21 protein-coding genes are annotated in these 23,859 nt (G+C 66.9%); 12 read left to right on the top strand and 9 right to left on the bottom strand.

Annotated features, from left to right (window positions below):
- Window positions 1-179: 179 nt before the first annotated feature.
- On the bottom strand, window positions 180-560 hold the full coding sequence (locus AC1KVE_RS07125) for a diacylglycerol kinase (RefSeq protein ID WP_184381326.1): 381 nt from the start codon (window positions 558-560) through the stop codon (window positions 180-182).
- 318 nt (window positions 561-878) lie between these two features.
- Here AC1KVE_RS07125 and AC1KVE_RS07120 point away from each other — a divergent pair, with 318 nt between their 5' ends.
- The gene (locus AC1KVE_RS07120; protein WP_481092163.1) at window positions 879-1,580 is read left to right on the top strand and encodes an SGNH/GDSL hydrolase family protein; all 702 of its coding nucleotides are present in this window, start codon (window positions 879-881) and stop codon (window positions 1,578-1,580) included.
- A 235-nt stretch (window positions 1,581-1,815) separates the two neighbouring features.
- Here AC1KVE_RS07120 and AC1KVE_RS07115 read toward each other — a convergent pair whose 3' ends face one another.
- The 3 genes from AC1KVE_RS07115 to AC1KVE_RS07105 form a co-directional block, all read right to left on the bottom strand.
- On the bottom strand, window positions 1,816-3,087 hold the full coding sequence (locus AC1KVE_RS07115; protein ID WP_226426785.1) for a sensor histidine kinase: 1,272 nt from the start codon (window positions 3,085-3,087) through the stop codon (window positions 1,816-1,818).
- 144 nt (window positions 3,088-3,231) lie between these two features.
- Window positions 3,232-3,945 (bottom strand): response regulator transcription factor, encoded by a 714-nt coding sequence (locus AC1KVE_RS07110; RefSeq protein ID WP_002811889.1) that lies wholly within the window; start codon window positions 3,943-3,945, stop codon window positions 3,232-3,234.
- A gap of 104 nt (window positions 3,946-4,049) precedes the next feature.
- A complete protein-coding gene (locus AC1KVE_RS07105) occupies window positions 4,050-4,718 on the bottom strand; it encodes an arylesterase (protein WP_181106135.1) in 669 nt (222 codons plus the stop codon).
- Between the two features lie 103 nt (window positions 4,719-4,821).
- On the opposite strand from AC1KVE_RS07105, the gene AC1KVE_RS07100 reads away from it, so the two are divergent.
- From AC1KVE_RS07100 to AC1KVE_RS07070, 7 genes are all read left to right on the top strand, one after another.
- Entirely contained in the window at window positions 4,822-5,427 is a 606-nt protein-coding gene (locus tag AC1KVE_RS07100) for an ABC transporter ATP-binding protein (protein WP_345778024.1), read from the top strand.
- Window positions 5,424-7,907 (top strand): ABC transporter permease, encoded by a 2,484-nt coding sequence (locus AC1KVE_RS07095; RefSeq protein ID WP_184457059.1) that lies wholly within the window; start codon window positions 5,424-5,426, stop codon window positions 7,905-7,907. The genes AC1KVE_RS07100 and AC1KVE_RS07095 overlap by 4 nt, the downstream gene beginning before the upstream one ends.
- 194 nt (window positions 7,908-8,101) lie before the next feature.
- Window positions 8,102-9,019, top strand: coding sequence for a TauD/TfdA dioxygenase family protein (locus AC1KVE_RS07090; protein ID WP_184457061.1), 918 nt, complete (start codon window positions 8,102-8,104; stop codon window positions 9,017-9,019).
- Window positions 9,020-9,104: 85 nt separating this feature from the next.
- On the top strand, window positions 9,105-10,151 hold the full coding sequence (locus AC1KVE_RS07085) for an ABC transporter substrate-binding protein (protein WP_184457063.1): 1,047 nt from the start codon (window positions 9,105-9,107) through the stop codon (window positions 10,149-10,151).
- Window positions 10,152-10,154: 3 nt separating this feature from the next.
- Window positions 10,155-10,994, top strand: coding sequence for an ABC transporter ATP-binding protein (locus tag AC1KVE_RS07080; protein ID WP_102252746.1), 840 nt, complete (start codon window positions 10,155-10,157; stop codon window positions 10,992-10,994).
- Window positions 10,991-11,875: an ABC transporter permease gene (locus AC1KVE_RS07075; RefSeq protein WP_184457065.1), complete on the top strand. Its 885-nt coding sequence runs from the start codon at window positions 10,991-10,993 to the stop codon at window positions 11,873-11,875. The genes AC1KVE_RS07080 and AC1KVE_RS07075 overlap by 4 nt, the downstream gene beginning before the upstream one ends.
- A 186-nt stretch (window positions 11,876-12,061) precedes the next feature.
- Complete coding sequence (locus AC1KVE_RS07070) at window positions 12,062-12,415, top strand: DMT family protein (protein WP_024938302.1); 354 nt, start codon at window positions 12,062-12,064, stop codon at window positions 12,413-12,415.
- 373 nt (window positions 12,416-12,788) lie between these two features.
- On the opposite strand, the gene AC1KVE_RS07065 is transcribed toward AC1KVE_RS07070, so the two are convergent.
- From AC1KVE_RS07065 to AC1KVE_RS07045, 5 genes are all read right to left on the bottom strand, one after another.
- The gene (locus AC1KVE_RS07065) at window positions 12,789-13,712 is read right to left on the bottom strand and encodes a DUF6607 family protein (RefSeq protein ID WP_481092164.1); all 924 of its coding nucleotides are present in this window, start codon (window positions 13,710-13,712) and stop codon (window positions 12,789-12,791) included.
- 27 nt (window positions 13,713-13,739) lie between these two features.
- Window positions 13,740-14,372 (bottom strand): ChuX/HutX family heme-like substrate-binding protein, encoded by a 633-nt coding sequence (locus AC1KVE_RS07060; protein ID WP_166771747.1) that lies wholly within the window; start codon window positions 14,370-14,372, stop codon window positions 13,740-13,742.
- Window positions 14,373-14,377: 5 nt separating this feature from the next.
- Window positions 14,378-16,609 carry a TonB-dependent hemoglobin/transferrin/lactoferrin family receptor gene (locus AC1KVE_RS07055; RefSeq protein WP_184457068.1) on the bottom strand — a complete coding sequence of 744 codons (2,232 nt, stop codon included), beginning with the start codon at window positions 16,607-16,609 and terminating at the stop codon, window positions 14,378-14,380.
- Window positions 16,610-16,765: 156 nt separating this feature from the next.
- Window positions 16,766-17,005, bottom strand: a complete 240-nt coding sequence (hemP, locus tag AC1KVE_RS07050; RefSeq protein WP_024938306.1) for a hemin uptake protein HemP — start codon at window positions 17,003-17,005, stop codon at window positions 16,766-16,768.
- Window positions 17,006-17,337: 332 nt separating this feature from the next.
- Window positions 17,338-18,306: a potassium channel beta subunit family protein gene (locus AC1KVE_RS07045; protein WP_184457070.1), complete on the bottom strand. Its 969-nt coding sequence runs from the start codon at window positions 18,304-18,306 to the stop codon at window positions 17,338-17,340.
- 868 nt (window positions 18,307-19,174) lie between these two features.
- Here AC1KVE_RS07045 and AC1KVE_RS07040 point away from each other — a divergent pair.
- From AC1KVE_RS07040 to AC1KVE_RS07025, 4 genes are all read left to right on the top strand, one after another.
- A complete protein-coding gene (locus AC1KVE_RS07040; RefSeq protein WP_016903833.1) occupies window positions 19,175-20,473 on the top strand; it encodes a NupC/NupG family nucleoside CNT transporter in 1,299 nt (432 codons plus the stop codon).
- A gap of 78 nt (window positions 20,474-20,551) precedes the next feature.
- A complete protein-coding gene (locus AC1KVE_RS07035) occupies window positions 20,552-21,508 on the top strand; it encodes a ribokinase (protein ID WP_016903834.1) in 957 nt (318 codons plus the stop codon).
- Between the two features lie 446 nt (window positions 21,509-21,954).
- A complete protein-coding gene (gene dusB / locus AC1KVE_RS07030; RefSeq protein ID WP_016903835.1) occupies window positions 21,955-22,953 on the top strand; it encodes a tRNA dihydrouridine synthase DusB in 999 nt (332 codons plus the stop codon).
- 28 nt (window positions 22,954-22,981) lie between these two features.
- Window positions 22,982-23,809, top strand: a complete 828-nt coding sequence (locus AC1KVE_RS07025) for a class I SAM-dependent methyltransferase (RefSeq protein ID WP_024938309.1) — start codon at window positions 22,982-22,984, stop codon at window positions 23,807-23,809.
- Window positions 23,810-23,859: the final 50 nt, after the last annotated feature.

The raw sequence follows: 23,859 nt of genomic DNA, 5'->3' as shown, positions 1-23,859 counted from the left end.
GACCAGGCACTATTACGCCCGGCCATCGGCAGAAGCAGTCGCGGCATGCCGCGTGACAGGTTGATACGTCAGCTGGCGCGATCCGGTGCGTCCCATCGCAACGAAGGTCTCCATGCACCTGCCAATCCAGTCGCCTACAGAAGCCGACTGGCAGCTGCGCGTCGCGCAGCCCACACTCTTCAGAGCAAGCGCGGCAGCAGGATCAGCCCCCAGCACAGCAGCACATTGATCAGCAGCAGGAACACCGCAGCCGAGCCCATGTCCTTGGCGCGGCCGGCCAGCACGTGGTGCTCGGGGCCGTAACGTTCGATCACCGCCTCGATGGCCGAGTTCAGCAGTTCGGCGGCCAGCACGATCAGCAACGGCGCGATCAGCGCAATGCGTTCCAGGCCGGACTGGCCAAGCCACAGCCCCAGCGGCAGCAGAACTGCCGCCAGGCACACCTCCAGCCGAAACGAGGATTCGTGCAGCCATGCCGCGCGCAGGCCCTGCCATGACCAGACCGCTGCCTTGAGCATGCGGCGCGGACCGCGTGGCACGTGTCCCAGTTGATCGGCCATGCGTCAGTGCTTCCGGCCGCAAGGGCATATCTGGGGACGGCTCGAACGCATGGCGTGGTCACTGCTGGGGAAAGTGCGAATCTTGCACCGTCGTGCAGCGCGCCGCCAGGGCGTGACCGAGTGCCGCAACAGCTGGCGTTGGGCCTGCAAGGCCGTCAGATGCTGCCGCATGGCGCAGTCTTTTCCACATTGCCGGTGCAGGCCCGGCGGCAGGCTCTGCGAGCAACCCGTGGCAGGCGCTGAACGCCCGCCGGTTTGCCCTCGGCTTCCAGCCTGTCGCACCATGGTGGTCCGCTTCACTGTCGCAGGTTCTTTCGCATGACCAAACATCCCTTGCGCACGCTGCTGTGCGCGCTTGCCTTGTTGTCCGGCCACGTCCACGCCGCCGCCCCGCACACCGCGCCACAGATACCGGCGCAGGTGTCCAATCCCGCCTGGGAAGACGACATGCGGCGCTTTTCCGACAGCGATGCGCAACAACCGCCGCCCAAGCACGGCATCGTCTTCGTCGGCAGTTCGTCGATCCGTTTCTGGGACACGCTGGCCCAGGATTTCCCCGGCATGCCGGTGATCAATCGCGGCTTCGGCGGTTCGGAGGTGCGCGACAGCACCTGGTACGCCGACCGCATCGTGGTCCCGTATGCGCCGCGCCAGGTGGTGCTGTATGCCGGCGACAACGATCTCAACAGCGGCCGCACGCCGCAGCAGGTGCGCGATGACGTGCTGGCATTCGTGCAGCGCATCCGCCGTGATCTGCCCACCGCGCGCATCAGCTATCTGTCGATCAAACCCAGCCCGTCGCGCGCGCATCTGCTGCCGTCGATCGTCACTGCCAACCGCCTGATCAAGGACGCACTCGCGCCGCTGCCGCACGTGGACTACGTGGACGTCTACACGCCGATGCTCGACGCCGACGGCAAACCGCGCGCCGAGCTGTTTCGCCAGGACATGCTGCATATGACCGCCGATGGCTACGCCATCTGGCGCAAGGCGGTGGCCCCGGTGTTGGAGCAGAAGTAGCGCCCTGCAGGTCGATCTGGCGAGGCGCTTGCCAGATCGGTCGATCAATTGCAGCAAGCGATCCCGCAGATGCAGCTGGCGTCTGCGGTGGATCGCCACGGCGCGCGGGATCAATGCAGCGCAGTCGAAAACACCATCATCGCAACCGCAAACGGCGCCCCAGGCGCATGCAGCGCGCCTGCCTCGTCAGCAGACGATTCCAGGCGACCCGCATGTCGCTAACGCCACCACTACCTCAGGCCACCACCACTGCAACCGAGGTGCCGACACCGGACTCGCTATGCAGCTCGATCCGCCAGCCGAAGCGATCGCACAGCCGGCGCACGATCGACAGGCCCAGACCGGTGCCCTGCGGGCGGGTGGGATCGGCGCGGAAGAACGGCTCGAATGCGCGCGCGCGCGCTTCCTCGCTCATGCCGATGCCGGTGTCGCGCACGATGATACGGTCCTGGGCGACTTCCACTTCGATGCTGCCGGTGTCGGTATAGGCACAGGCGTTGCGCAGCAGGTTGCTGAGCACCACCCGCATCACCCGCGGCGGGGCGAACATCTGCAGGCTGCGGTCGCCGACCATCGTCAGGGACACCGGCTTGTCGCCCAGCAGTTCGCGGGCGCTGTCGACTTCCTCGCTGGCCAGTTCGGCGGCATCGAAGGTTTCGCTTTGCGGGTCGATCTCCGCCTCGCGCGCCAGGATCAGGAAGGCGTCGATCACCGCTTCCATGTCGCGGCCGGCACGCTGGATCCGGCGCAGGCTGCGCTGGGTGCGCTGCGACAGTTCGTCGTCGGCCAGCGCCATGTCGCTGGCCACCCGGATCACCGTCAACGGTGTGCGCAGCTCATGGCTGGCATCGCGGGTGAAATTGCGCTCGCGTGCGACATGGTCGCTGACCCTCTGCCCCAGCGCATGCAGCGCGGCGGCCAATTGCCGCGTCTCACCCTGCAGATCGGCAGGCAACCGCTCCGGCGCCAGTTCGTCGACATCGGGATTGCGCGGATCCCACTGCGACACGCGCCGCGCCAGCCAGCTGATCGGCGAGACCAGCCGCTTGGAAATCCGGTAGGTCACCCAGAACACGCCATAGATCGCCAGCAGCACCAGCATCGCAGGCACCACCCCGAACCAGAGTGTCAGGTGCGCCGCGCGCGAGCGTGGGAACACCAGGTACAAGCGCCCTTCCGGACGTTGATCGACATACACCAGGGCGTCGGCGGCGGCCACTTCGCTGAAGCCCGGCGACAACTGCCGCAACGCCGCGGGCGCAGGATCGCGGCCCTGGCCGGAAGGGGAAAAATAACCCTGGATGTTGCGTGTATTCGGCGGCGGATTGCTCGGCGCGCTCTTGTGCAGGCGCCAGAAATGCACTGCCTCGTCGGCAAGCACGGTGCGCACCAGGCTGTACTTGATCACGAAGGACAGCAGATAGCCGCCCAGCACGATCGCCAGGCTCGCCAGGGCGACCTGCAGCAGGAAGGCGAGACGTATTTTTCGTGGAAGCCCGTGCGGCATTGCTGCATCCAGGGGAGAGCGCCGGATTATAGGCAACGCTTCCGTAAGCCCGTCGTGCAGCCAGACGGCAGCACGCGGAAGCGACAGGCGCGTGGGCGCCTAAAGGAGGTGACCGGCCGCCAGAACGGCGGCCGGCCGGTGACATCAGGCCATCGGCTGGGCGATGTCGGCGATGCGGTAGCCGGCGCTCTGCACGGTGTGCAGCAACGGACGGTCGAACGGCTTGTCGATGATCTTGCGCAGGTTGTACAGATGGCTGCGCAGGGTGTCCGAATCCGGCAACCCGTTGCCCCAGATCTCGCGCTCAATTTCCTGGCGGGTGACCACCCGCGGCGACTCGCGCATCAGGATGGTGAGAAGGCGCAGGCCGATCGGCGAGAGCTGCAGCTCGGTGCCGGCGCGGGTGGCGCGCATGCTGACCGGATCGAGCACCAGGTCGGCGACCTTGAGCACTTCCGAACCGACCTGGCGGCGCTCGCGGCGGATCAGGGCACGCAGGCGCGCTTCCAGTTCCTGGATCGCAAACGGCTTGGTCAGGTAGTCGTCGGCACCGAAACCCAGACCGGTGAGCTTGTCGTCCAGCGTGTCGCGGGCGGTCAGCATCAGTACCGGGGTGGACTTGCGTGCGTCGTTACGCAGGCGGCGACACACTTCGATGCCGTCCAGACGTGGCAGCATGAGATCCAGCACGACCACGTCGTAGCTGTTCTCGGCGGCCAGACGGTAGCCGTCGAGTCCGTCCTGCGCATAGTCGACCTCGAAGCCACGGCCTTCCAGGTACTCGCCGATCATTTCAGAGATATTGCGGTTGTCTTCGACGACCAGCACGAGGCCGGACGTTTCCTTGGTCTGACGCATGGACTTTCCTCGGTCTTCAGCTTTGTGAAACATGCCGGATCGGCAGTGGAAAGGGCGTGAAGACCAACTAACGTTCTGTGACGGTGCGCGGTGGCCGCCGGTTGTCAGCGCCCGAGCAACGGACGCAGCGCCGGCCACACCGTTTCCAGCACCCTGGGCTGGGCAGCGGCAGTGGGATGCAGGCCGTCTGCCTGCATCAGGCCTGGCTGCAGCGCGACCTTTTCCAGGAAAAACGGCACCAAGGCGGTCTTGTACTGCCTGGACAGGTCGGCGTAGCTCGCCTTCAGGCGCTCGCGGTAGGCGGGGCCGTAGTTGGGCGGCACATCGATGCCCAACAACAGCACCTTCGCCCCGGCCTGCTGGCTGAGCTGGATCATCTTTTCCAGGTTGCCCTTGAGCTGGGCCGGGGTCAGGCCGCGTAGCGCATCGTTGCCGCCGAGTTCGATCACCACCACGCCGGGGCGGTGCTTCTGCAGCAGGCCGGGCAGCCGCGTCAGCGCACCGGAGGTGGTTTCGCCGCTGATGCTGGCATTGACGACCGCCGGTGGCGTCGCCATGTCACGCTTGAGGCGTTGGTCCAGCAAGGTGACCCAGCCGGACTGCACCGGGATGTTGTGCGCAGCGCTCAGGCTGTCGCCGACCACCAGGATCGGTGCGGTCGCCACCGGACTTTTGGCAGAGGCAATTCCCGGCGCAAGCAGGGACAGTGTCAGCAGCCACAGGACCAGCGCGCCATATCGCAGTGTTCTTTCACGCATTCGGAGATTCCTCATCGACAGTCTGGCCCCCCGCTCCAGCACCCGCACCGCCATCGACGTCCGCGAGGTCGGCAAGTCCGTCAGCGGACCGGAGGGAACACTCCACATCCTCGACAACATCAGCGTGACGGTCAGTGAAGGCGACAGTATCGCCATCGTCGGCGCGTCCGGCTCGGGCAAGACCACCCTGCTCGGCCTGCTGGCCGGGCTGGACCTGCCCAGCCGCGGCAGCATCGCGCTCTCCGGCCAGCAGCTGGGCCAGTTGGACGAAGAGGCGCGTGCCGCCCTGCGCGCGCGCGAGGTGGGCTTCGTGTTCCAGAGCTTCCATCTGCTGCCGGCACTCACCGCCGAAGAAAACATCGCACTGCCGCTGGAACTGGCCGGGCGCGAGGACCCGGCGCGGGTGCGCGAGGTGCTGGAGGCGGTGGGCCTGAGCGCGCGCGCGCGCCACTACCCGCGCCAGCTGTCCGGCGGCGAGCAGCAACGTGTGGCGCTGGCACGCGCCTTCGTGGCCAAACCGCGCATCCTGTTTGCCGACGAGCCCACCGGCAGCCTGGACCAGGCCACCGGCGCGCAGATCAGCGACCTGCTGTTTGCGCTCAATGCCACCAGCGATACCACCCTGGTGCTGGTGACCCACGACATGACGCTGGCGCAGCGCTGCAACCACATCTACCGCATCGACAGCGGCCGCCTGCACGCCCAGCCCGGTTCGGCCGCATGAACGTGCTGCGCCAAGCCGCGCGCGCGGTGCGCCGCGAATTCCTGGCCGGCGACCTGCTGACCGTGTTTGCCGCGCTGGTACTGGGCGTGGCAGTGATGACGGCCGTCGGCACGCTGGTCGATCGGGTGACCCTGGCGCTGACCTCCAGCGCGGCCGAGGTGCTCGGTGGCGATCTGGGCGTGACCGGCCGCCAGGAGATTCCGGCCGACTTCGCCGCGGAAGCGCAGCGGCGTGGCTTGCAGAGCACGCGCATGGTCAGCTTCCCCAGCGTGCTGTTCCATGGCGACGCCAGCCAGATGGCCAATATCCGCGGGGTCGGCGCGGGCTACCCGCTGCGTGGGCAATTGCTGGTGTCCGCGGACAGTGCCGGCATGCAGGGCAAGCCTGCGGGCGCACCGCCGCCGGGCCAGGCCTATGCCGATCCCCGCCTGCTGGAGGCCCTGGGCCTGCGCGTGGGCGAACAGCTGGAATTCGGCGCCGGCCATCTCACCATCACCGGCGTGCTGCGTGCCGAACCGGATGCCTCCGGCGAGCTGATGCAGCTGTCGCCGCCGCTGCTGGTCAATCGCGCCGATATCGCTGGTGCCGGCCTGCTCGGCCCGGGCAGTCGCGCTTCGTATCGGCTGATGTTCTCCGGCGCGCCGGAGGCCATCGCCGACTTGCGTGCCTGGCTGAAACCGCGCGCCAGCGAATACCGCCTGGTCGGCATCGAGGACACCCAGCGCGGCATGCGCGCGGCGTTCGATCGCGCGGGGCGCTTTCTGGCCCTGTCGGCGTTGCTGGCGGTGCTGTTGTCAGGTGTGGCGACTGCCTTGGCAGCCAACCGCTTTGCGATGCGGCGTATCGACACCGTGGCGGTGTTGCGCTGCCTGGGCGCACGTCAGCGCGACATCCTGGCGATGCTGTCGCTGCAATTGCTGTTGACCGCGATCCCTGCCTGCCTGGTCGGTATCGGCTTAGGCATGCTCGCGCAGGAAGGCCTGGTGCAGGCGCTGGGCAGCCTGATCCCGAACCGGCTGCCGCTGCCGCAGGCCACCCCTGCCCTGGCGGGCGCAGGCATCGGCCTGGTGCTGTTGCTGGGCTTCGGCCTGCCGCCGCTGCTGCGGCTGCGCAACGTGCCGCCAATGCGCGTGCTCAACCGCAGCTTTGCCGCGGTGCCGCCGAGTTCCTTGCTGGTCTACGCCGCGGCATTGGCGGCCACGTTGGCGCTGACCGTGTACGCGACCGGCAACCTGGTGCTGGCCGGCTGGGTGCTGGGTGGCCTGGCCGCATTGGCGCTGGTGGCGATGGCGCTGGGACTGGGTCTGCTGGCCCTGCTGCGGCCGATCCAGCACCGCCTGCGCGGCGCCTGGAAGCTGGGCCTGGCCTCGCTGACGCGGCGCCGCGGGCTGAGCGTGGTGCAGCTGGTCGGGCTGTCGCTGTCGTTGTGCGCGCTGCTATTGCTGGCGGTGGTCGGCCCCGGCCTGCTCGGGCAATGGCGCGATCGGCTGCCGGCGGACACGCCCAACTATTTCCTGATGAATATCCAGCCCGAGCAGACCGAACCGGTGCTGCAGACGCTGCGCGGCCTGGGTGTGCAGGATGCGGCCGTGGAGCCGTTTTCGACCGGGCGCCTGGTGGCGATCAACGACAAGCCGCCACTGCGCGGCGACCGCGATCCGGCCGACGATGGCGACGGCGACAACCGGCCGGTCAATTTCTCCTGGCGGCATGCATTTCCGCCGGCAAACACCTTGCTGGAAGGCAAGTTCTGGGCGGCCGACAGCACCGCGCCGGAGGCCTCGGTGGAAGAAGGCTGGGCGCAGCGGTATCAGCTCAAACTGGGCGACCGCATCACCCTGCTGCTGGGCGAGCAGCAGCGCAGCTTCACCGTCACCAGCATCCGCAAGGCCGACTGGGACTCGTTCCGGGTCAATTTCTTCCTACTGCTCAACCAGGGCTCGGTCGGCGATGCGCCGTACAACCTGATTTCCAGCTTCCACCTGCCGCCCGGCAATGCACCCAAGCTGGCGGCGCTGAGCCGCGACTACCCCAACATTTCGGTGCTGGACATCGATGCGATCCTCGGCCGCGTACGCGAGGTGATCGACCAGGTGGCGCAGGCGGTGCAACTGGTGATGGGTTTCAGCCTGCTGGCCGGCGTGCTGGTGCTGCTGGCGGCCTTGCAGGCCACCGCCGGCGAGCGTCGCTATGACAGCGCGGTGCTGCGCACGCTGGGCGCGCGGCGCGGCCAGTTGCGTGGTGCGGTGCTGGTGGAGTTCGGCGCGCTCGGTCTGCTGGCGGCGACGCTGGCGGTGACCGCCGCCGCGGTGATCGGTGCGGTGGTCGGGCAAAAGGCGTTCGAGATCGCATTGACGCCGGACTGGCCGCGCCTGCTGCTCGGCGGCGCGTTTGGCCTTGCGCTGAGCCTGCTGGCCGGCTGGTCGGGCACGCGACGCATCCTGTCCACGCCACCGGCGTTGGCACTGCGGACCGATTAAGGCCGGGTCGGTTGAACCCGCGGACGGGCGGCGCGCAGGCGTCGCCCGTCCGCGTTCCGTCACACCGCTGCATATACCGGCAGCGCATAAGCACCTTGCCAATCGTACGTTCGCAGCGGCGACCGGACTGCCTACAGTGGTGTGTCCGGCCGCCGGCCCAGGCGGCCATCCGTTGCCGTCGAGGTGCCACCGTCATGGCCAGCGTCACTTCCGCTGCGCGTGCGCAGCCGCCGCGCGATGCGGTTTCCACAGAGCATTCTTCCAGTGTCCGGATCGTACCGTTCGATGCCCCGCTGGGCGCCGAAGTGATCGGCCTGGATCTGTCACAGCCACCGGATGCAGACACCTTTGCGCGCATCCATCAGGCGCATCTGGACTACCACGTGCTGGTGTTCCGCGAGCAACGCATCACACCGGCGCAGCAGGTCGCTTTCAGCCGTCGCTTCGGCCCGTTGCAGATCCATGTGCTGCGCAACTTCCAGTTGCAAGGACATCCGGAAGTGCTGGTGGTATCCAACATCAAGGAGAACGGCGAGCCGATCGGTCTGGGCGATGCCGGCCACTACTGGCACTCGGACCTGTCGTACAAGGACACCCCCAGCCTGGGATCGTTGTTGCATGCGCAGGAACTGCCCAGCGAAGGCGGCGACACCTTGTTCGCCAACCAGCACCTGGCCTGGCAGACCCTGCCCGACGCGCTCAAGCACGCGGTGCAGGACCTGCGTGCCGAGCACAGCTATCTGGCCAAGTACGAAGAACTGCGTGCGCGCAATCCGTGGCGCCCGGCGCTGACGCCGGAGCAGATTGCCGAAGTGAAGCCGGTGCAGCATCCGATCGTGCGCACCCATCCGGAAACCGGCCAGAAAGCGCTGTTTGTCAGCGAGCATTTCACCACCCGCATCGTCGGCTTGCCCGACGACGAAAGTGCTGCGCTGCTGCAGGCCCTGTTTGAACACAGCACCGGCGATGCGCTGGTGTATCGGCATCGCTGGCAGCCGCACGACATGGTGTTCTGGGACAACCGCTCGGTCACGCATCTGGCCGCCGGCACGCCCGATCATCTGCGTCGCCGGCTCAACCGCACCACCATCGAAGGCGATGCGCCGTTCTAGCCAAGGTGCTGCCTCGCGCGCGTTTCGCAACACGTAATGCGCTGGGAAACGCGCCTTCTTCCTCCCCCCTCGACTGGAGCGCCGCATGCGTTTGACCGTCAACTCTCACGCACGTCCTCAGCGCCGACGTTTTTCCCGACGTGTCGCGCTGCTGCTCCTGGCCGCATTGCCGTTGCTGCACAGCGCGCATGCGCAGGCCGAAGGAAAGCTGCGCATCGCCAAACAGTTCGGCATCGTCTATCTGTTGCTGGACGTGGCGCAGGATCAGAAGCTGATCGAGCAGCAGGGCAAGGCCGCCGGCGTGGACATCGACGTGCAGTTCCTGCAGCTGTCCGGTGGCGCGGCCGTCAACGATGCCCTACTGACCGGTTCGATCGATATCGCCGGTGCCGGCGTCGGGCCGTTGTTCACCATCTGGGACCGCACGCATGGCCGCCAGAACGTGCGCGGCGTGGCGTCGCTGGGCAACTTCCCGTACTACCTGATCAGCAACAATCCGCGCATCAGGAGCATCGGCGATTTCACCCCGCAGGACCGCATCGCGGTGCCGGCCACCGGCGTGTCGGTGCAGTCGCGTTTCCTGCAGCATGCCTCCCAGCAACGCTGGGGCGACAAGGGCACCCACCAGCTGGATCCGCTGCAGGTCGCCTTGCCGCACCCGGACGCGGCCGCCGCAATCATCCGTGGCCGCACCGAGATCACCGCGCATTTCGCCAGCCCGCCATTCCAGGAGCAGGAGCTGGCGCGCAACCCGGCCGCGCACATCGTGACCAGTTCCTACGAGATCGAAGGTGGCCCCTCCTCGGCCACCGTGCTGTATGCCACCGAGAAATTCCGCCGCGACAATCCCAAGACCTATCGCGCCTTCGTCGCGGCACTGGATCAGGCCGCGCGCTTCGTCACCGCGCATCCGGAGCAGGCGGCGGATATCTTCCTGCGTCGCAATGGCTCGAGCATCGATCGCGCGCTGGTGCTGCAGATCCTCAAGGACCCGAAAGTGCAGTTCACCGTGGTGCCGCAGAACACGCTGGGGCTGGGCAAGTTCATGCGGCACAGCGGCGCGATCAAGCAGACCCCGAGCAAGCTGGGCGACTACTTCTTCGACGATCCGCTGATTGCGGGCGGGAGCTGAGCGATGAGTCCGTCCACACCATTGCTGCAGGTCGATCACGTCAGCCTGGAATACGCCTCGGCGCAACGCGTGGTGCGCGCCACCCATCGCGTGCGCTTCGATGTGCATGAAGCCGATCGCTTCGTGCTGCTGGGGCCTTCGGGTTGCGGCAAATCCACCCTGCTCAAGGCGGTGGCCGGCTTCGTCACCCCGCGCGAGGGGCAGATCCGTCTGGATGGCAAGGCGGTCACCGGGCCGGGGCCGGACCGGGTCGTCGTCTTCCAGGAATTCGACCAGCTGGCGCCCTGGAAGACCGTACGCGAGAACGTGGTGTTCGGCCTGCGCGCAGCCCGCAGGCTGTCGCGCGCCGAGGCGCGCGAACGTGCCGACGACAGCCTGGCGCAGGTCGGGCTGAGCGCGTTTGCCCAGGCCTACCCGCACACCTTGTCCGGCGGCATGAAGCAACGCGTGGCGATTGCACGCGCGCTGGCGATGCGGCCGCGCGTGTTGCTGATGGACGAGCCGTTCGCCGCACTCGATGCGCTGACGCGTTCGCGCATGCAGGAGCAGGTGCTGGAGCTGTGGGAGCAATCGCGCTTCACCTTGTTGTTCGTCACCCATTCGATCGAGGAGGCGTTGGTGGTCGGCAATCGCGTGCTGCTGTTGTCGCCGCATCCGGGCCAGGTGCGCGCCGAGCTCAACGCGCATGCGTTCGGCCCGCACAGCGCCGGTAGCGTGGCATTCCAGCAGACTGCGCAGCGCATTCATCGGCTGCTGTTCGACCTGCCCGACGACGCCCTGGAAGACGCCAAGGTGGCGCCGCTGCGTCGCCCGGCCGAGCGCCAACGCGAGGCGCTGCCATGAGCCGCAGCAACGCCACCGCGCTGCCGCCACTGCCACCGGTGCGGGCCGAGTACGAAGTCGCCCTGCAGCCGCTGGACCCGGCATTGGTTGCAGCCGCCGCGCCGACGCGCTGGCAGGCACCGCCGTGGCTACGCAAGGCGCTGGTGCTGGTGATGCTGGTGGCGGTGTGGGAGATCGCCGCACGCGTGGTCGGCGACGATCTGATGCTGCCCAGCGCGCTGCAGACCGCACGCGCGTTCTACGACGGACTGCTGTCCGGCGAGCTGCTGCGCCGCGTGGGCGCTTCGCTGCGCGTACTGGCGCAGGGCTATGCGCTCGGCGTGGTGCTGGCCTTCGTGCTGACCGCGCTGGCCGCTTCCACGCGCTGGGGCCGCGACGTGCTCGGCACGTTGACCGCCATGTTCAATCCGCTGCCGGCGATCGCGCTGCTGCCGCTGGCCTTGCTGTGGTTCGGCCTGGGCACCGGCAGCCTGGTGTTTGTGCTGGTGCATTCGGTGCTGTGGCCGCTGGCGCTGACCACCTACGCCGGTTTCCAGGCCGTGCCGGAAACGCTGCGCATGGCCGGGCGCAATTACGGGTTGCGTGGGCCGCGCTACGTGGCGCAGCTGCTGATTCCCGCCGCGCTGCCGGCGATCCTGTCCGGGCTGAAGATCGGCTGGGCCTTCGCCTGGCGCACGCTGATCGCCGCCGAGCTGGTGTTCGGCGCCACCTCCGGCCAGGGCGGCCTGGGCTGGTACATCTTCCAGAACCGCAACGAGCTGTATACCGACCGCGTGTTCGCCGGCCTGGCGATGGTAATCGTGCTGGGCCTGTTGGTGGAGGGCGTGGTGTTCCAGGCGATCGAGCGGCTGACCGTGCGCCGCTGGGGCATGCAGCGCTAGCGGGATGACCGCAGGCGCTGCGAGCGCAGCGATGCGTGGCCAGGCGTTTTGCCTGGCCACGCTGCAGATGAACGTGTTGCGCCGGCCACCAACGCCCTGAGCCCGCGTGCCGGGCTCATCGGCACGGTCGCGTGCGCTTAACGGGGCTGGCTTATGCTGCCGGCCCCTTACCTGCCGTCTGCCGTCATGCCTACCGCCCCCTTCACTGCCTATCTGTATCCGGTGCTGTTGCTGATCGCCAGCAACGTGTTCATGACCTTTGCCTGGTACGGGCATCTGAAGTACAAGAGCACGCCGCTGATGATCGCGATCCTGGTCAGCTGGGGCATCGCGTTCTTCGAATACTGCCTGCAGGTACCGGGCAACCGCCTGGGCAGCGCGGTGTACTCGGCGCCGCAGCTCAAGGGCATGCAGGAAGTGATCACGCTGCTGGTGTTCGCCGGCTTCTCGACCTTCTACCTGGGCCAGTCGTTGAAGTGGAATCACTGGGCCGCATTCGGCTTGATCCTGGTCGCGGCATTCCTGATGTTCAAGGAATAACGACCAAGCGCCGTCTCGCCGGTAGGAGCGCACCCGGGCGCGACCTCGCGTGAGCGTCCCGCGGCGCGATGGGCCTTTTCGGGAATGCCACGTCGCGCCCGGGTGCGCTCCTACGGCATGCGGGTGGCTAATTCGCCGGTTCGACCCACTGCGCGAACACCGCGTCCTGCTTGGTTTTCGGACGCAGGCCGGGGCGGCGTATCGAGCAACCTGGCCCAGCGCGTGCGCACCTTGGCCCCATCGCTCTGGGCGCCCCGCCGTCTCGCTCGTAGGAGCGCACCCGGGCGCGACCTCGCAGGAGCGTCCCGGGCGCGATGGGCCTTTTCGGGAATGCCACGTCGCGCCCGGGTGCGCTCCTACGGCATGCGGGTGCCTAGTTCGCTGGTTCGACCCACTGCGCGAACACCGCGTCCAACTGCGCGTCCTTGATCCGCTTGCCGTTCTGCACCGCCTCGGCCTGCTGGAACATCGGCATGATCATCGCCATGCCGTCCGGCTTGGTCTTCAGATGCAGGCCGGGTGGCGTATCGAGGAACCTTGCCCAGCGCGTGCGCATCTTGGCCCAGTAGCCTTGGGTGCCCTTCCAGTACGCATAGGCCGGGGCGAAGTCGACCTCGGTGGTCTTGCGGTAATCGTTGAAGCCGAACTCGCGCGCGATCGCTTCCTGGCTGCCGTCGGGCTTGCGCAGTACCTTGGTGTTGAACTGTTCGTGGGTCCAGCCGTTGGGCGTGAGCGTGTGGCGATTGATCACCGCGAGCGCGTTGTAGTCGCTGCGCTTGGTGTACTCGCGGCGCGGCAACGGGCGCCAGCTCAGGTCGCTGGTCCAGGTGGGATGGCCGTCGGCATAGTCCCAGCGACCGGTGCCGCAATAGCGTGGCGCGTCGCTGACCTCGTAGACGCACTGGGTCCAGGCGCCGGCGGTGACTGCCGGGGGCAGCGCATGCACCGTCCAGGTCTGATCGGCGCTGAATTCGAAACGCTGCGGCGCCTCGTAGATCCAGTCCTGCCGCCAATGCTTGGTCACATGCCTGCTCTTCTCGTCGACCAGCAGATGCTGCAACACCAGCTTGCGCGGTGAATCCTCCACCACGATCACCACTTCGCTGGCGCCGCTGCGCATGGCCGATGCACGCTCGTAACCGGGCTTGAGCAACACCGTCTCGTCGAAGGCAAAGTCCACTGCGTATTCGCCCTGCATCGCCAGGATGCTCTGCCGATCGCGCTGGGCGTCGGCGGCGGCAATCAACGGCAACAGGCTCAGCGTCAGTGCGATACAACGGGAAAACGTTCGGCTCATCGTAGCTCTCGGGAGTGGTGGGAGACGTCAGCGGCGCAGGCGCACCAGCGACGTGGTCATGCCGGATGGGTTGTTGTTGCTGGATGTGGCGGAGGCCGTGCGCAAGGCGGCAGCGCGCGCGCAGCAGCAATCGTCCACCGCCACGCGGCCGTCGATGCCCTCTTCGCGCGCCAGGCGTGCGGCAACTTCCGCGCCCAGCGCCGACACGGTCGCCAGGCTGGCGACAAACGGTTGCTCGCGGGCGGCGGCCGCCTGCAGGCGCAATGCGCTCAATCGCCACGCCTCCCCACGCATGCGCCCGGCCAGACGACGCCACAGCCGCTCGCCGACGCCCAGCTCATGGGTTTCCATCGGCAACGGCGGCAGCCGCGAGACCAGGCGATCCCAGATCAGGAAATCGCTGTCAGGCAGCAGGCAGATGCGCCAGCAGCACTGCCCCTCGGCATCGAAGAACCAGATGCTCTCACGCACGCCATCGCTGTCGACCTGCCGGCACGCCGCCGCATCCACCGCATGCTGCCAACCATCCAGTTCGTTGCCCAATGCGGGCCGGTACAGGCACAGCACCGTGCCCAACGCCGCCAACTGCTGCGGACGCGGCAGCGCTGCGCGGGTGGCACGTGCATGCGACAACGACGGCAGCGGGCGGGCGATGGGCATGGCCGCTACCAGCTCACCGCCAGGCTGACCGAGGCGGTGCGCCCGGCGCCGGTGAAGCGATCGAGCACCGTGCTGCTGGCCAGCGTACCGTTGGGCAGCGCATTCCAGTCCACATAGCGGCGGTCGGCGAGATTGAAGATGCCGGCGGTGACCTTGGCACCGGGTGCGAACTGCCAATGCCCCATCAGGTCCAGCGTGGCGTAGCCGGCCGGGGTGTAATAGCTGTCCAGCTGCGGGCGACGCTTGCGCGCGACGAAGGTGCCGATCAGCTCCGCGCCCCAGGCATCGCTGTCGAAGGCCACGCCGAGCGTGCCGCGCAGCGGGTCGACCGAGTTGAGCGGGGTGTCGTCGGTGAGATTGTCGCCTTCCGCATACGCCACGGCGCTGTTGAGCGACCAACCCTGCCAGCCGGCCAGCGCGCCCAGGTCGATTCCGCCGCGCGCTTCGGCACCCTTGATCACCACATCGTCCACGTTGCGCGACTGGAACAGCATCAGCCCTTCGGCATTGAAGCCGGCCGGCGCATACGATTCGATGAAGTTGCGGTAGTCGGTGTAGTACACGCTGACACCGAGATAGCCGACTGCATCATTGAAACGCAGCCCGAGTTCGCCACCGCGGCTGGTCTCCGATTTCAGATCCGGATTGGCGATGGCGGTGTAGCGCGCCTGCAGATTGGTGAAGCCGATGTTGACGTCGTTGTACGGCGGCGCGCGGAAGCCGTGTGCGTAATTGGCATACGCCGACCACGCGTCCGAAAACCGCCACACCGCACCGAACTTGGGAGACACCTGGGTCTCGTCGATGGTCTCGGCGGCAACGCCGGGATTGTCTTCGCGAAAGATGTCGTCCACCTGCGGCGACAGCCGGAAGTAATCCACGCGCACCCCGGGCGTCAGCGACAGCTGGCCATCGAACAGGCGGATCTCGTCCTGCGCATACAGCCCGAGCTTGGTGGTCTCGCTCTTGGGAAAATCGCGCACCGGGAACACGTCCTGACCGACGCGGTTGGTGATTGCGCCATTGGCCAGATTGACCGAGTAGCCATCGCGCTTGGCGCGGGTGTCGGTCCAGGTGCCGTCCAGGCCATAGGTGATGTCGTGGCTGAGCGTGCCGGTGTCGATGGTCTTGTGCGCGTTGACCAGCAGGCCGTACACGCGCTGATCGAAGTTGTGTTCGTTATGACGGCGGGTGTTGTTGCCGCGTAGCTCGTCGGTACGCTGCAGGCTCTCGCTGTCCTGGCGATACAGCTGCCACTGCAGGTCGTCGGCCAGCGCCCAATCCAATGCATCCAGCTCGTGGCGCAGCGAGACGCGCGCGCGGGTCTGATGGTCGCGTCCGTCCTGCGACAGGATGCGCAGCGATGGCGTGGTCACGCGCGGGTCGATGCCGGTCAACGCCTCGATGCTGCCATAGTCTTCGTTGCCTTCCACGGTGAGCTTGAAGCGCTGCTGCGCGCTGGGCGCGTACACCAGCTTGGCCAGCACGCTGCGGCCATCGATGCGCTGCGGGTTGGCCGCAGTACGGGTGAAATCGCGGCTGCGGTTGTCGCCCTGGTTCTGTGCTTCCTGGCCCTGGCGATGGCTGACCGCCACCATGCCGCTCCAGCGCTCGCCGCCGAACGCGCCGGTGGCACCGGCGAACAGGCCGTTCCAGTCGCCTTCGTAGCCGAACTTCAGGCCGACATAGCTGCGCTTGTCGGCACTCAGGTAATCGGATGGATCCTTGGTGACGAAAGCCACCACGCCACCCAGCGCGTCGGAGCCGTACAGGGAGCTGGCCGGCCCGCGCACCACTTCGACGCGCTTGAGCGTTTCCAGATCGACGAAGTTGCGGTTGGCGTTGAGGTAGCTGCCGAAACTGAAGGTGTCAGACACCGGGACGTTGTCGACCAGGATCGCCACGCGGTTGCCGTCCAGCCCGCGGATGCGGATGCCGTTGGCGCCGGCGAAGCGGCCGCTGGTGCTGGTCACCGACACGCCGGGCGTGTAGCGGAACAGATCCTTGAGCTCGCGCACCAGTTGGTTGTCCAGTTGTTCGCGATCGATCACATCCACGGTGCTCGGCACATCGACCAGGGCACGCTGGGTGCGCGTGGCGGTCACCTGCAAGCGGTCGAAGTCGTGGACCTCACGCGCGGCGTCACCATTGGCGGCAAGGTCGGCAGCGTGGGCACTCAACGGAAGAGCGGGCAGCGCAAGCGACAGCGCGACCACCAGCGGATGCAGGCGAATCATCGGGAACCTTTGAGGGAAGTTCCCGGCAGCGTGTGCTGCAGACTAGGCCGCGACCGGCCGCCGGGAAAGAGCGTGGGATGCGCGGACGGCGGCGGCAACGCCCGCGGCAGACAACCCGATCCCCGGCGCCACTGCGCGGAATCGGAGGGTAAAAACTTACTTGGTCAGGATGAGCTTGTCGTTGCTGGTGTGGCGCAGGCGATAGACCCGGTCGCCATGCTGGATCAGCACTTCGCGACGGCCTTTGAGCAGCGCCTCGCTGCTGATGAGGTCTTCTGCGGGGACGGCGCGCGGAGCAGCACGGTCGCGCAGGTTGACCGGTTCGGAGCGGAGCAGCACGGGATGAGCGGTCATGATCTGGATCTCCAGTCGGTTGGCCAGACAAATAATAACCATTCTCATTTAATGATCAAGAGCCATTCTCATCTTCTTGACACGACCTTTGCATGGTTCAGACGATTTCGATTCACCAATCCTATTGAAAAGATTCAGCCGCGATTTCTGATTGGGGTTTTCCGTGCAGAGCTCGTGGCCTTGCTGATCACATCGGTGGTGAGGACTACGCTGGGCAAGCGCGAGGACTGAGCGGACGGCAGCACCTTGCGATGCATGGATTTGGCTGACGTGCACGACCGGTCAGATGCGGCTTCTCGCTTGTTTTGAAGCGCCCGACGAAAAAGCGTCGCAGCCAACCGTCCCGCACTTGCACCCACCGCATGGGGCATTCCTCAGCGCGTCGCCGCCTCCACCCGTGCCCAACCGTCGGCATCGACCTGGGTCAGGGTCTCCAGCGCGCCGAGATTTTCTTCCAGCTGCGCGACCCGGCTGGCCCCCAGGATCACCGTGGACACGTGCGGGTTGCGCAGGCACCAGGCGATCGCCAGGCGCGCGGGCGACTGGCCCAGCTCGGCGGCCAACGCGCAGAAGGTGCGGGCACGTTCCAGGCGGCGCGCTTCCGGTGCGCCCAGCACTTCGTCCTGCAGCCACTGATTGCCAGGCTGGCCGAGGCGGCTGTCCGCGTCCACGCCGGCGTTGTACTTACCGGTCAGCAGGCCAGAGGCCAGCGGCGACCAGATCGTGGTACCCAGCCCGCCCTCGCACAGCGGCGCGTATTCGCGCTCCAGCCGGTCGCGGTGCAGCAGGTTGTACTGCGGTTGCTCCATCGCCGGAGCGTGCAGGTGTTCCTGCCCGGCGATGCTGATGGCCTCGCGCAACTGCTCGGCGCTCCACTCGGAGGTGCCCCAGTACAACACTTTGCCCTGGCGGATCAGGGCATCCATGCTGCGCACGGTTTCGCGGATCGGCGTGTCCGGATCGGGCCGGTGGCAGAAGTACAGGTCCAGATAGTCCACGCGCAGGCGCTTGAGCGCGGCATGGCAGGCGTCGGTGACATGCTTGCGCGAGAGTCCGCGCTGGGTCGGGCGCGGGCTGTCCACCGCGCCGAAGAACACCTTGCTCGACACGCAGTAACCATCGCGCGGCAGGCGCAGGTCGGCGATCACATCGCCCATCACCTCTTCGGCGCGGCCGCGTGCGTAGACCTCGGCGTTGTCGAAGAAATTGATGCCGTTGTCCCAGGCGGCGGCAATCAGGTTGCGCGCTTCGCTGCGCCCGATCTGCTTGCCGAAGGTGACCCAGGCCCCGAACGACAGGGCCGACAGCTGCAGCCCGGTGGACCCCAGACGACGGTATTGCATTGGCAGACTCCAGCAACCTCCGCGGCGCCCTGCCCCGGATCGGCGTGCGCAGTGTAGGACGTGGTGCTGCCGGGGCGACAGGGTTGCGCGGCATCGATGCCGCTCAAGGTCCCATGCCGGCACGCGCAGGTACCACCGGTTCTATCGGTTCCGGAAAGAAGTGCGAACAGCCAGATGAGCTGCACGTTCTTCCTAGCGTCCATTCCTGGCGCGTGACGCCAGATGGATCGCTTACCGATCACAGCGGCCACGGAGTCCGCAGAGATCAACACGTGCTTGACGCATTGCTTGCCGATCAGCAGTGGCAATGCTGGAAGCGTGGTGTCGCGTCCGGGGGCGGGACCGTGTGGCGGCATGGATGCCGCCACCGAGCCTCCAGGGACGGATTCACGGCGTGTCCCGACGCCGGATGCGGCGCCGCGCCGCCGACCGACCACGCGCATGAGATCTTCAGGTTCTCAGTGCAAGCTCCGGTCTACCGAGGGCGCTTGCACGCGTACCGGCGTGGAACACGCCGCAAGTACGTCCATGTAGGCTCTGGCGCGGCATCCATGCCGCTCAAGGTCCCTCGCCGGTACGCGCGCAAGCACCACGGGTTTTGTCGACGGCTGATTGGAAAAGCGGCGTCCGGTAAGGTGATCGCGCTTCGGGGCGCGGTCTTTGCGGGCGACGCACGGGCGTCGAATCGACGCCCCCGCCCCAAGACCTTGCGCAAGCGCGGCTCGCCCGCCCGGGCGCAGGCAACTGCCCGCGCCCGCCCTGGCTTGCCTGCGGGCCAACGGGCGGGCCCTGAATGCTGCTCACCTTGCCCACGGTCACCCCCTGCTCTAGGCTTCTCGTTTTGCCGTCAGCAGCCCCGGGGATTGGAATGGTCGAAGGTTTGGGAAGGATCGGTTTCGGCCTGTTCGGTCTGGCGGTGCTCATCGGCATCACCTGGCTGTTTTCGAGCAACCGCCGCGCGATCGACTGGAGGCTGGTCGCCACCGGTCTGGCGCTGCAGATTTCGTTCGCCGCGCTGGTATTGCTGGTGCCGGGCGGACGCGATGTGTTCGACTCGCTGGGCAAGGGCTTCGTCAAGGTGCTGAGCTTCGTCAATGAGGGGTCCACCTTCATTTTCGGCAACCTGATGAACATCGACAGCTACGGCTTTATCTTTGCGTTCCAGGTGCTGCCCACCATCATTTTCTTCTCGGCGCTGATGGGCGTGCTCTACCACCTGGGCGTGATGCAGGTGGTGGTCCGCGCGATGGCGTGGGCAATCACCAAGGTGATGCGCGTGTCCGGTGCCGAAACCACCAGCGTGTGCGCCAGCGTGTTCATCGGCCAGACCGAAGCGCCGCTGACGGTGCGTCCGTACATCCCCAAAATGACCCAGTCCGAGCTGCTGACGATGATGATCGGCGGCATGGCGCATATCGCCGGCGGCGTGCTGGCCGCCTATGTCGGCATGCTCGGTGGCAGCGACCCCGCGCAGCAGGCGTTCTATGCCAAGCATCTGCTCGCTGCCAGCATCATGGCCGCGCCCGCCACCCTGGTGGTGGCCAAGCTGCTGGTGCCGGAGACCGGCACCCCGCTAACCCGCGGCACGGTCAAGATGGAAGTGGAAAAGACCACCAGCAACGTCATCGATGCGGCGGCCGCCGGCGCCGGCGACGGTTTGCGGCTGGCGCTCAACATCGGCGCGATGCTGCTGGCCTTCATTGCGCTGATCGCCTTGATCAACGCACCGCTGACCTGGCTGGGCGAGATCACCGGCGCCGCCGCACTGCTGGGCCGGCCGACCAACCTGTCGACGATCTTCGGCTACGTGCTGGCGCCGATCGCCTGGGTGATCGGCACCCCGTGGGTGGACGCGACCACGGTTGGTTCGCTGATCGGGCAGAAGGTGGTGATCAACGAGTTCGTCGCCTACAGCGAGCTGTCGCGTATCGTGAAGGGCGAAGTGCCGGGCGTGGGCCTGAGCGCGGAAGGTCGGCTGATTGCCACGTATGCGCTGTGCGGCTTTGCCAACTTCAGCTCGATTGCGATCCAGATCGGTGGCATCGGCGGGCTGGCACCGGAACGCCGTCACGATCTGGCCAAATTCGGCCTGCGCGCAGTGCTGGGCGGTTCGATCGCCACGTTCATGACCGCTACCATTGCCGGCGTGCTCTCGCATTTCGGTTGAGGCGGCGCGGGTTCATCGGCGTGACGGTCTAATCGCCGCACGCCACGTTTCATTCAGTCATTCAAGTCAAGGGTATTTATGAGTTCGGTCGTCGTTGTCGGGTCCTTCAATGTCGATCACGTGTGGCGCTGTGATGTCCTGCCTGCGCCGGGTGCCACCATCGCCGGTCGCTACAGCACCGGCCCGGGTGGCAAGGGCTTCAACCAGGCGGTCGCGGCCGCACGTGCCGGTGCCAGGACGCACTTCCTGTGCGCGCTGGGCGACGACGCCGGCGGCGCGCTGGCGCGCTCGCTGGCTGCGCACGACGGCTTTGCGTTGATCGCCGAGCCCAGCAACGAGCCGACCGGCACCGGCGGCATCTATGTCGACGCGCACGGCCGCAACACCATCGTGATCGGCGCCGGTGCCAACTCGGTGCTGAGCGCAGCGTTTGTGGACAACCAGCGCGCGTTGGTGGCCTCGTCCGGCGTGTTGCTGGCGCAGCTGGAGTCGCCGGCGGAGACCATCGAATCGGCGCTGGCGCTGGCACGCGAATGCGGCGTGCTGACCGTGCTCAACGCCGCACCGGCCAATGCGCCGACCTCGATCGGCCTGCTCAAGCTGTCGGACGTGCTGACGCCCAACGAAACCGAATTTGCAGCCCTGCTCGGCCGCCACGTCGGCGAACGCATCAATGCCGACGATGTGGCGGCGCTGGACGGCAACACGCTGCATTCGCTGTGCCGCAAGCTGCTGCCGGGCGGTACCGTGGTGGTGACGCTGGGATCGGTGGGCGCCTTCATCTCGCATGCGGAAGAACAGCTGCGCGGCGACACGGCCGCGCATTACCGCGTGGGCGCGGAAAGCGCGCAGACGGTGGACACCACTGGCGCTGGCGACGCCTTCAATGGCGCGCTGGTCGCCTCGCTGGCGCAGGCGCCGACTGCCAGCTTCATCACCCACGTGCGTTTTGCCACCCGCTACGCCGCGCGCTCTACCGAAGTGGAAGGCGCCGCCACCTCGATGCCGCGCATGGTGCCCGAACCGGCCGTGTGATCCGCACGCTTCAAGCAAACAACGAAGGCGACCGCAGCGATGCGGTCGCCTTTTGCGTTCAAGGCGTCGGCATACACAGGAGACTGCTTCGATCCGCGAACAGCATGTCGAGGCCTGTCCATCGACGGACGCCGCCAGACCCGCTGCGCCGGAGCTTCGATCTTCTTCATCGGATAGCAGTCTGGGCGGCAGGACCCGGCGTGATGCCGCGTCGGGCACTCGTACCCTCATCCGGCGCTGACGCGACACCGTCTCCCGACGGGAGAGGAGTTGGGGTGAAGGTACGGTCAGCCAGCAATCTCGCCGCTGCCCTCGCTCTACTGGTCACCTGACCCACACAGCAACCGCACAAGACCGAAGGCCGGAACTGCTCTCCCGATTCCCGATTCCCGATTCCCGATTCCCGAATCCCGATTCCCGAATCCCCACCCAGCTACAATGCCACCATGCAGATCGGCCCCTATTCCATCGACCCGAAAGTGATCCTGGCCCCGATGGCCGGCGTCACCGACAAGCCGTTCCGGCTGCTGTGCAAGCGGCTGGGCGCCGGGCTGGCGGTGTCGGAGATGACCATCTCTGATCCACGCTTCTGGGGCACGCGCAAATCGCTGCACCGCATGGATCATGCCGGCGAGCCGGATCCGGTCAGCGTGCAGATTGCCGGCACCGAGCCGCAGCAACTGGCCGAGGCGGCGCGCTACAACGTCGACCACGGTGCGCAGCTGATCGACATCAACATGGGCTGCCCGGCCAAGAAGGTCTGCAATGCCTGGGCCGGCTCGGCGCTGATGCGCGACGAAGACCTGGTGGCACGCATCCTCAGCGCGGTGGTGCAGGCGGTGGATGTGCCGGTGACCCTGAAGATCCGCACCGGATGGGACTGCGATCACCGCAACGGCCCGACCATCGCGCGCATCGCGCAGGACTGCGGGATCGCCGCGCTGGCCGTGCACGGGCGTACCCGCGATCAGCATTACACCGGCACTGCCGAGTACGCCACGATTGCGCAGATCAAGGCGGCGCTGCAGATTCCGGTGATCGCCAACGGTGATATCGACTCGCCGCAGAAGGCGGCGCAGGTGCTGCGCGAGACCGGCGTGGATGCGGTGATGATCGGGCGTGCCGCGCAGGGGCGCCCATGGATCTTCGGCGAAGTGGCGCACTATCTGTCCACCGGCGAGCTGTTGCCGCCGCCGTCGTTGGCGTTCGTGCGCGACACCCTGCTCGGCCATCTGGAAGCGCTGCATGCGTTCTACGGGCAGCCGCAGGGCGTGCGCATCGCGCGCAAGCATCTGGGCTGGTACGCCAAGGATCACCCGCAGAGCGCCGACTTCCGTGCAGTGGTCAATCGCGCCGAAACGCCGGAAGCGCAGCTGGAACTGACCCGCGCGTATTTCGACGCCTTGATCGCCGGTGTGCCGCCAGCGTTGTCGGTTGCCGCCTGAGTTTTCCTGCGTTGTTGGAGCTGCAGCCATGACCGCACCAAGCGACACCCCGACCTATCTGCATGGGTTTTCGTCTACCGAACAGGCACGCCTGCTCAAACAGGCGCGCCTGCTGGAAGCCACGCTGTTCAACCAGATCGACTACAGCGGCGCACGCCGGCTGCTGGAAGTAGGCAGCGGCGTGGGCGCGCAGACCGAAATCCTGCTGCGCCGTTTCCCCGACCTGCATGTCACCGGCGTGGACCTGAGCGAGGCGCAGTTGGGCGCGGCACGCGCCAATCTGGAACGGCTGGCATGGTGCCGCGAGCGCTACACGCTACAGCAGGCCGATGCCAGCGATCTGCCGTTCGAGGCGCGTCAGTTCGATGCGGCGTTCCTGTGCTGGGTGCTGGAGCATGTGCCCTCGCCTGCGCGCGTGCTCAACGAGGTGCGGCGTGTGCTGCTGCCGGGCTCGCCGGTGTATGTCACCGAGGTGATGAACGCCTCGTTCCTGCTGCATCCGTATTCGCCCAATCTGTGGCGCTACTGGATGGCCTTCAACGATTTCCAGCACGACCAGGGCGGCGACCCGTTCGTCGGCGCCAAGCTGGGCAACCTGCTGCTGGCCGGCGGCTTTCGCGATGTGCACACCGAGATCAAGACGCTGCATCTGGACAACCGCGAGCCGGGCCGGCGCAAGACCATGATCGGGTTCTGGGAAGAAGTGCTGCTGTCGGCGGCCGACCAGTTGCGCGAGGCCGGTGCGGTGAACGCAGACACCGTGGATGGCATGCGCCGCGAACTGGCGCAGGTGCACAGCGACCCGAACGCGGTGTTCTTCTACTCGTTCGTGCAGGCGCGCGCGACAGTGTATTGAGCCGGCGGGCTGCTCGGGCTTACTACGTCCGCGTTGCCGAGCGCCCCCCG

Source organism: Xanthomonas sp. NCPPB 2864, assembly GCF_056675615.1.
This window is presented reverse-complemented; position numbering and strand designations above follow the sequence as displayed.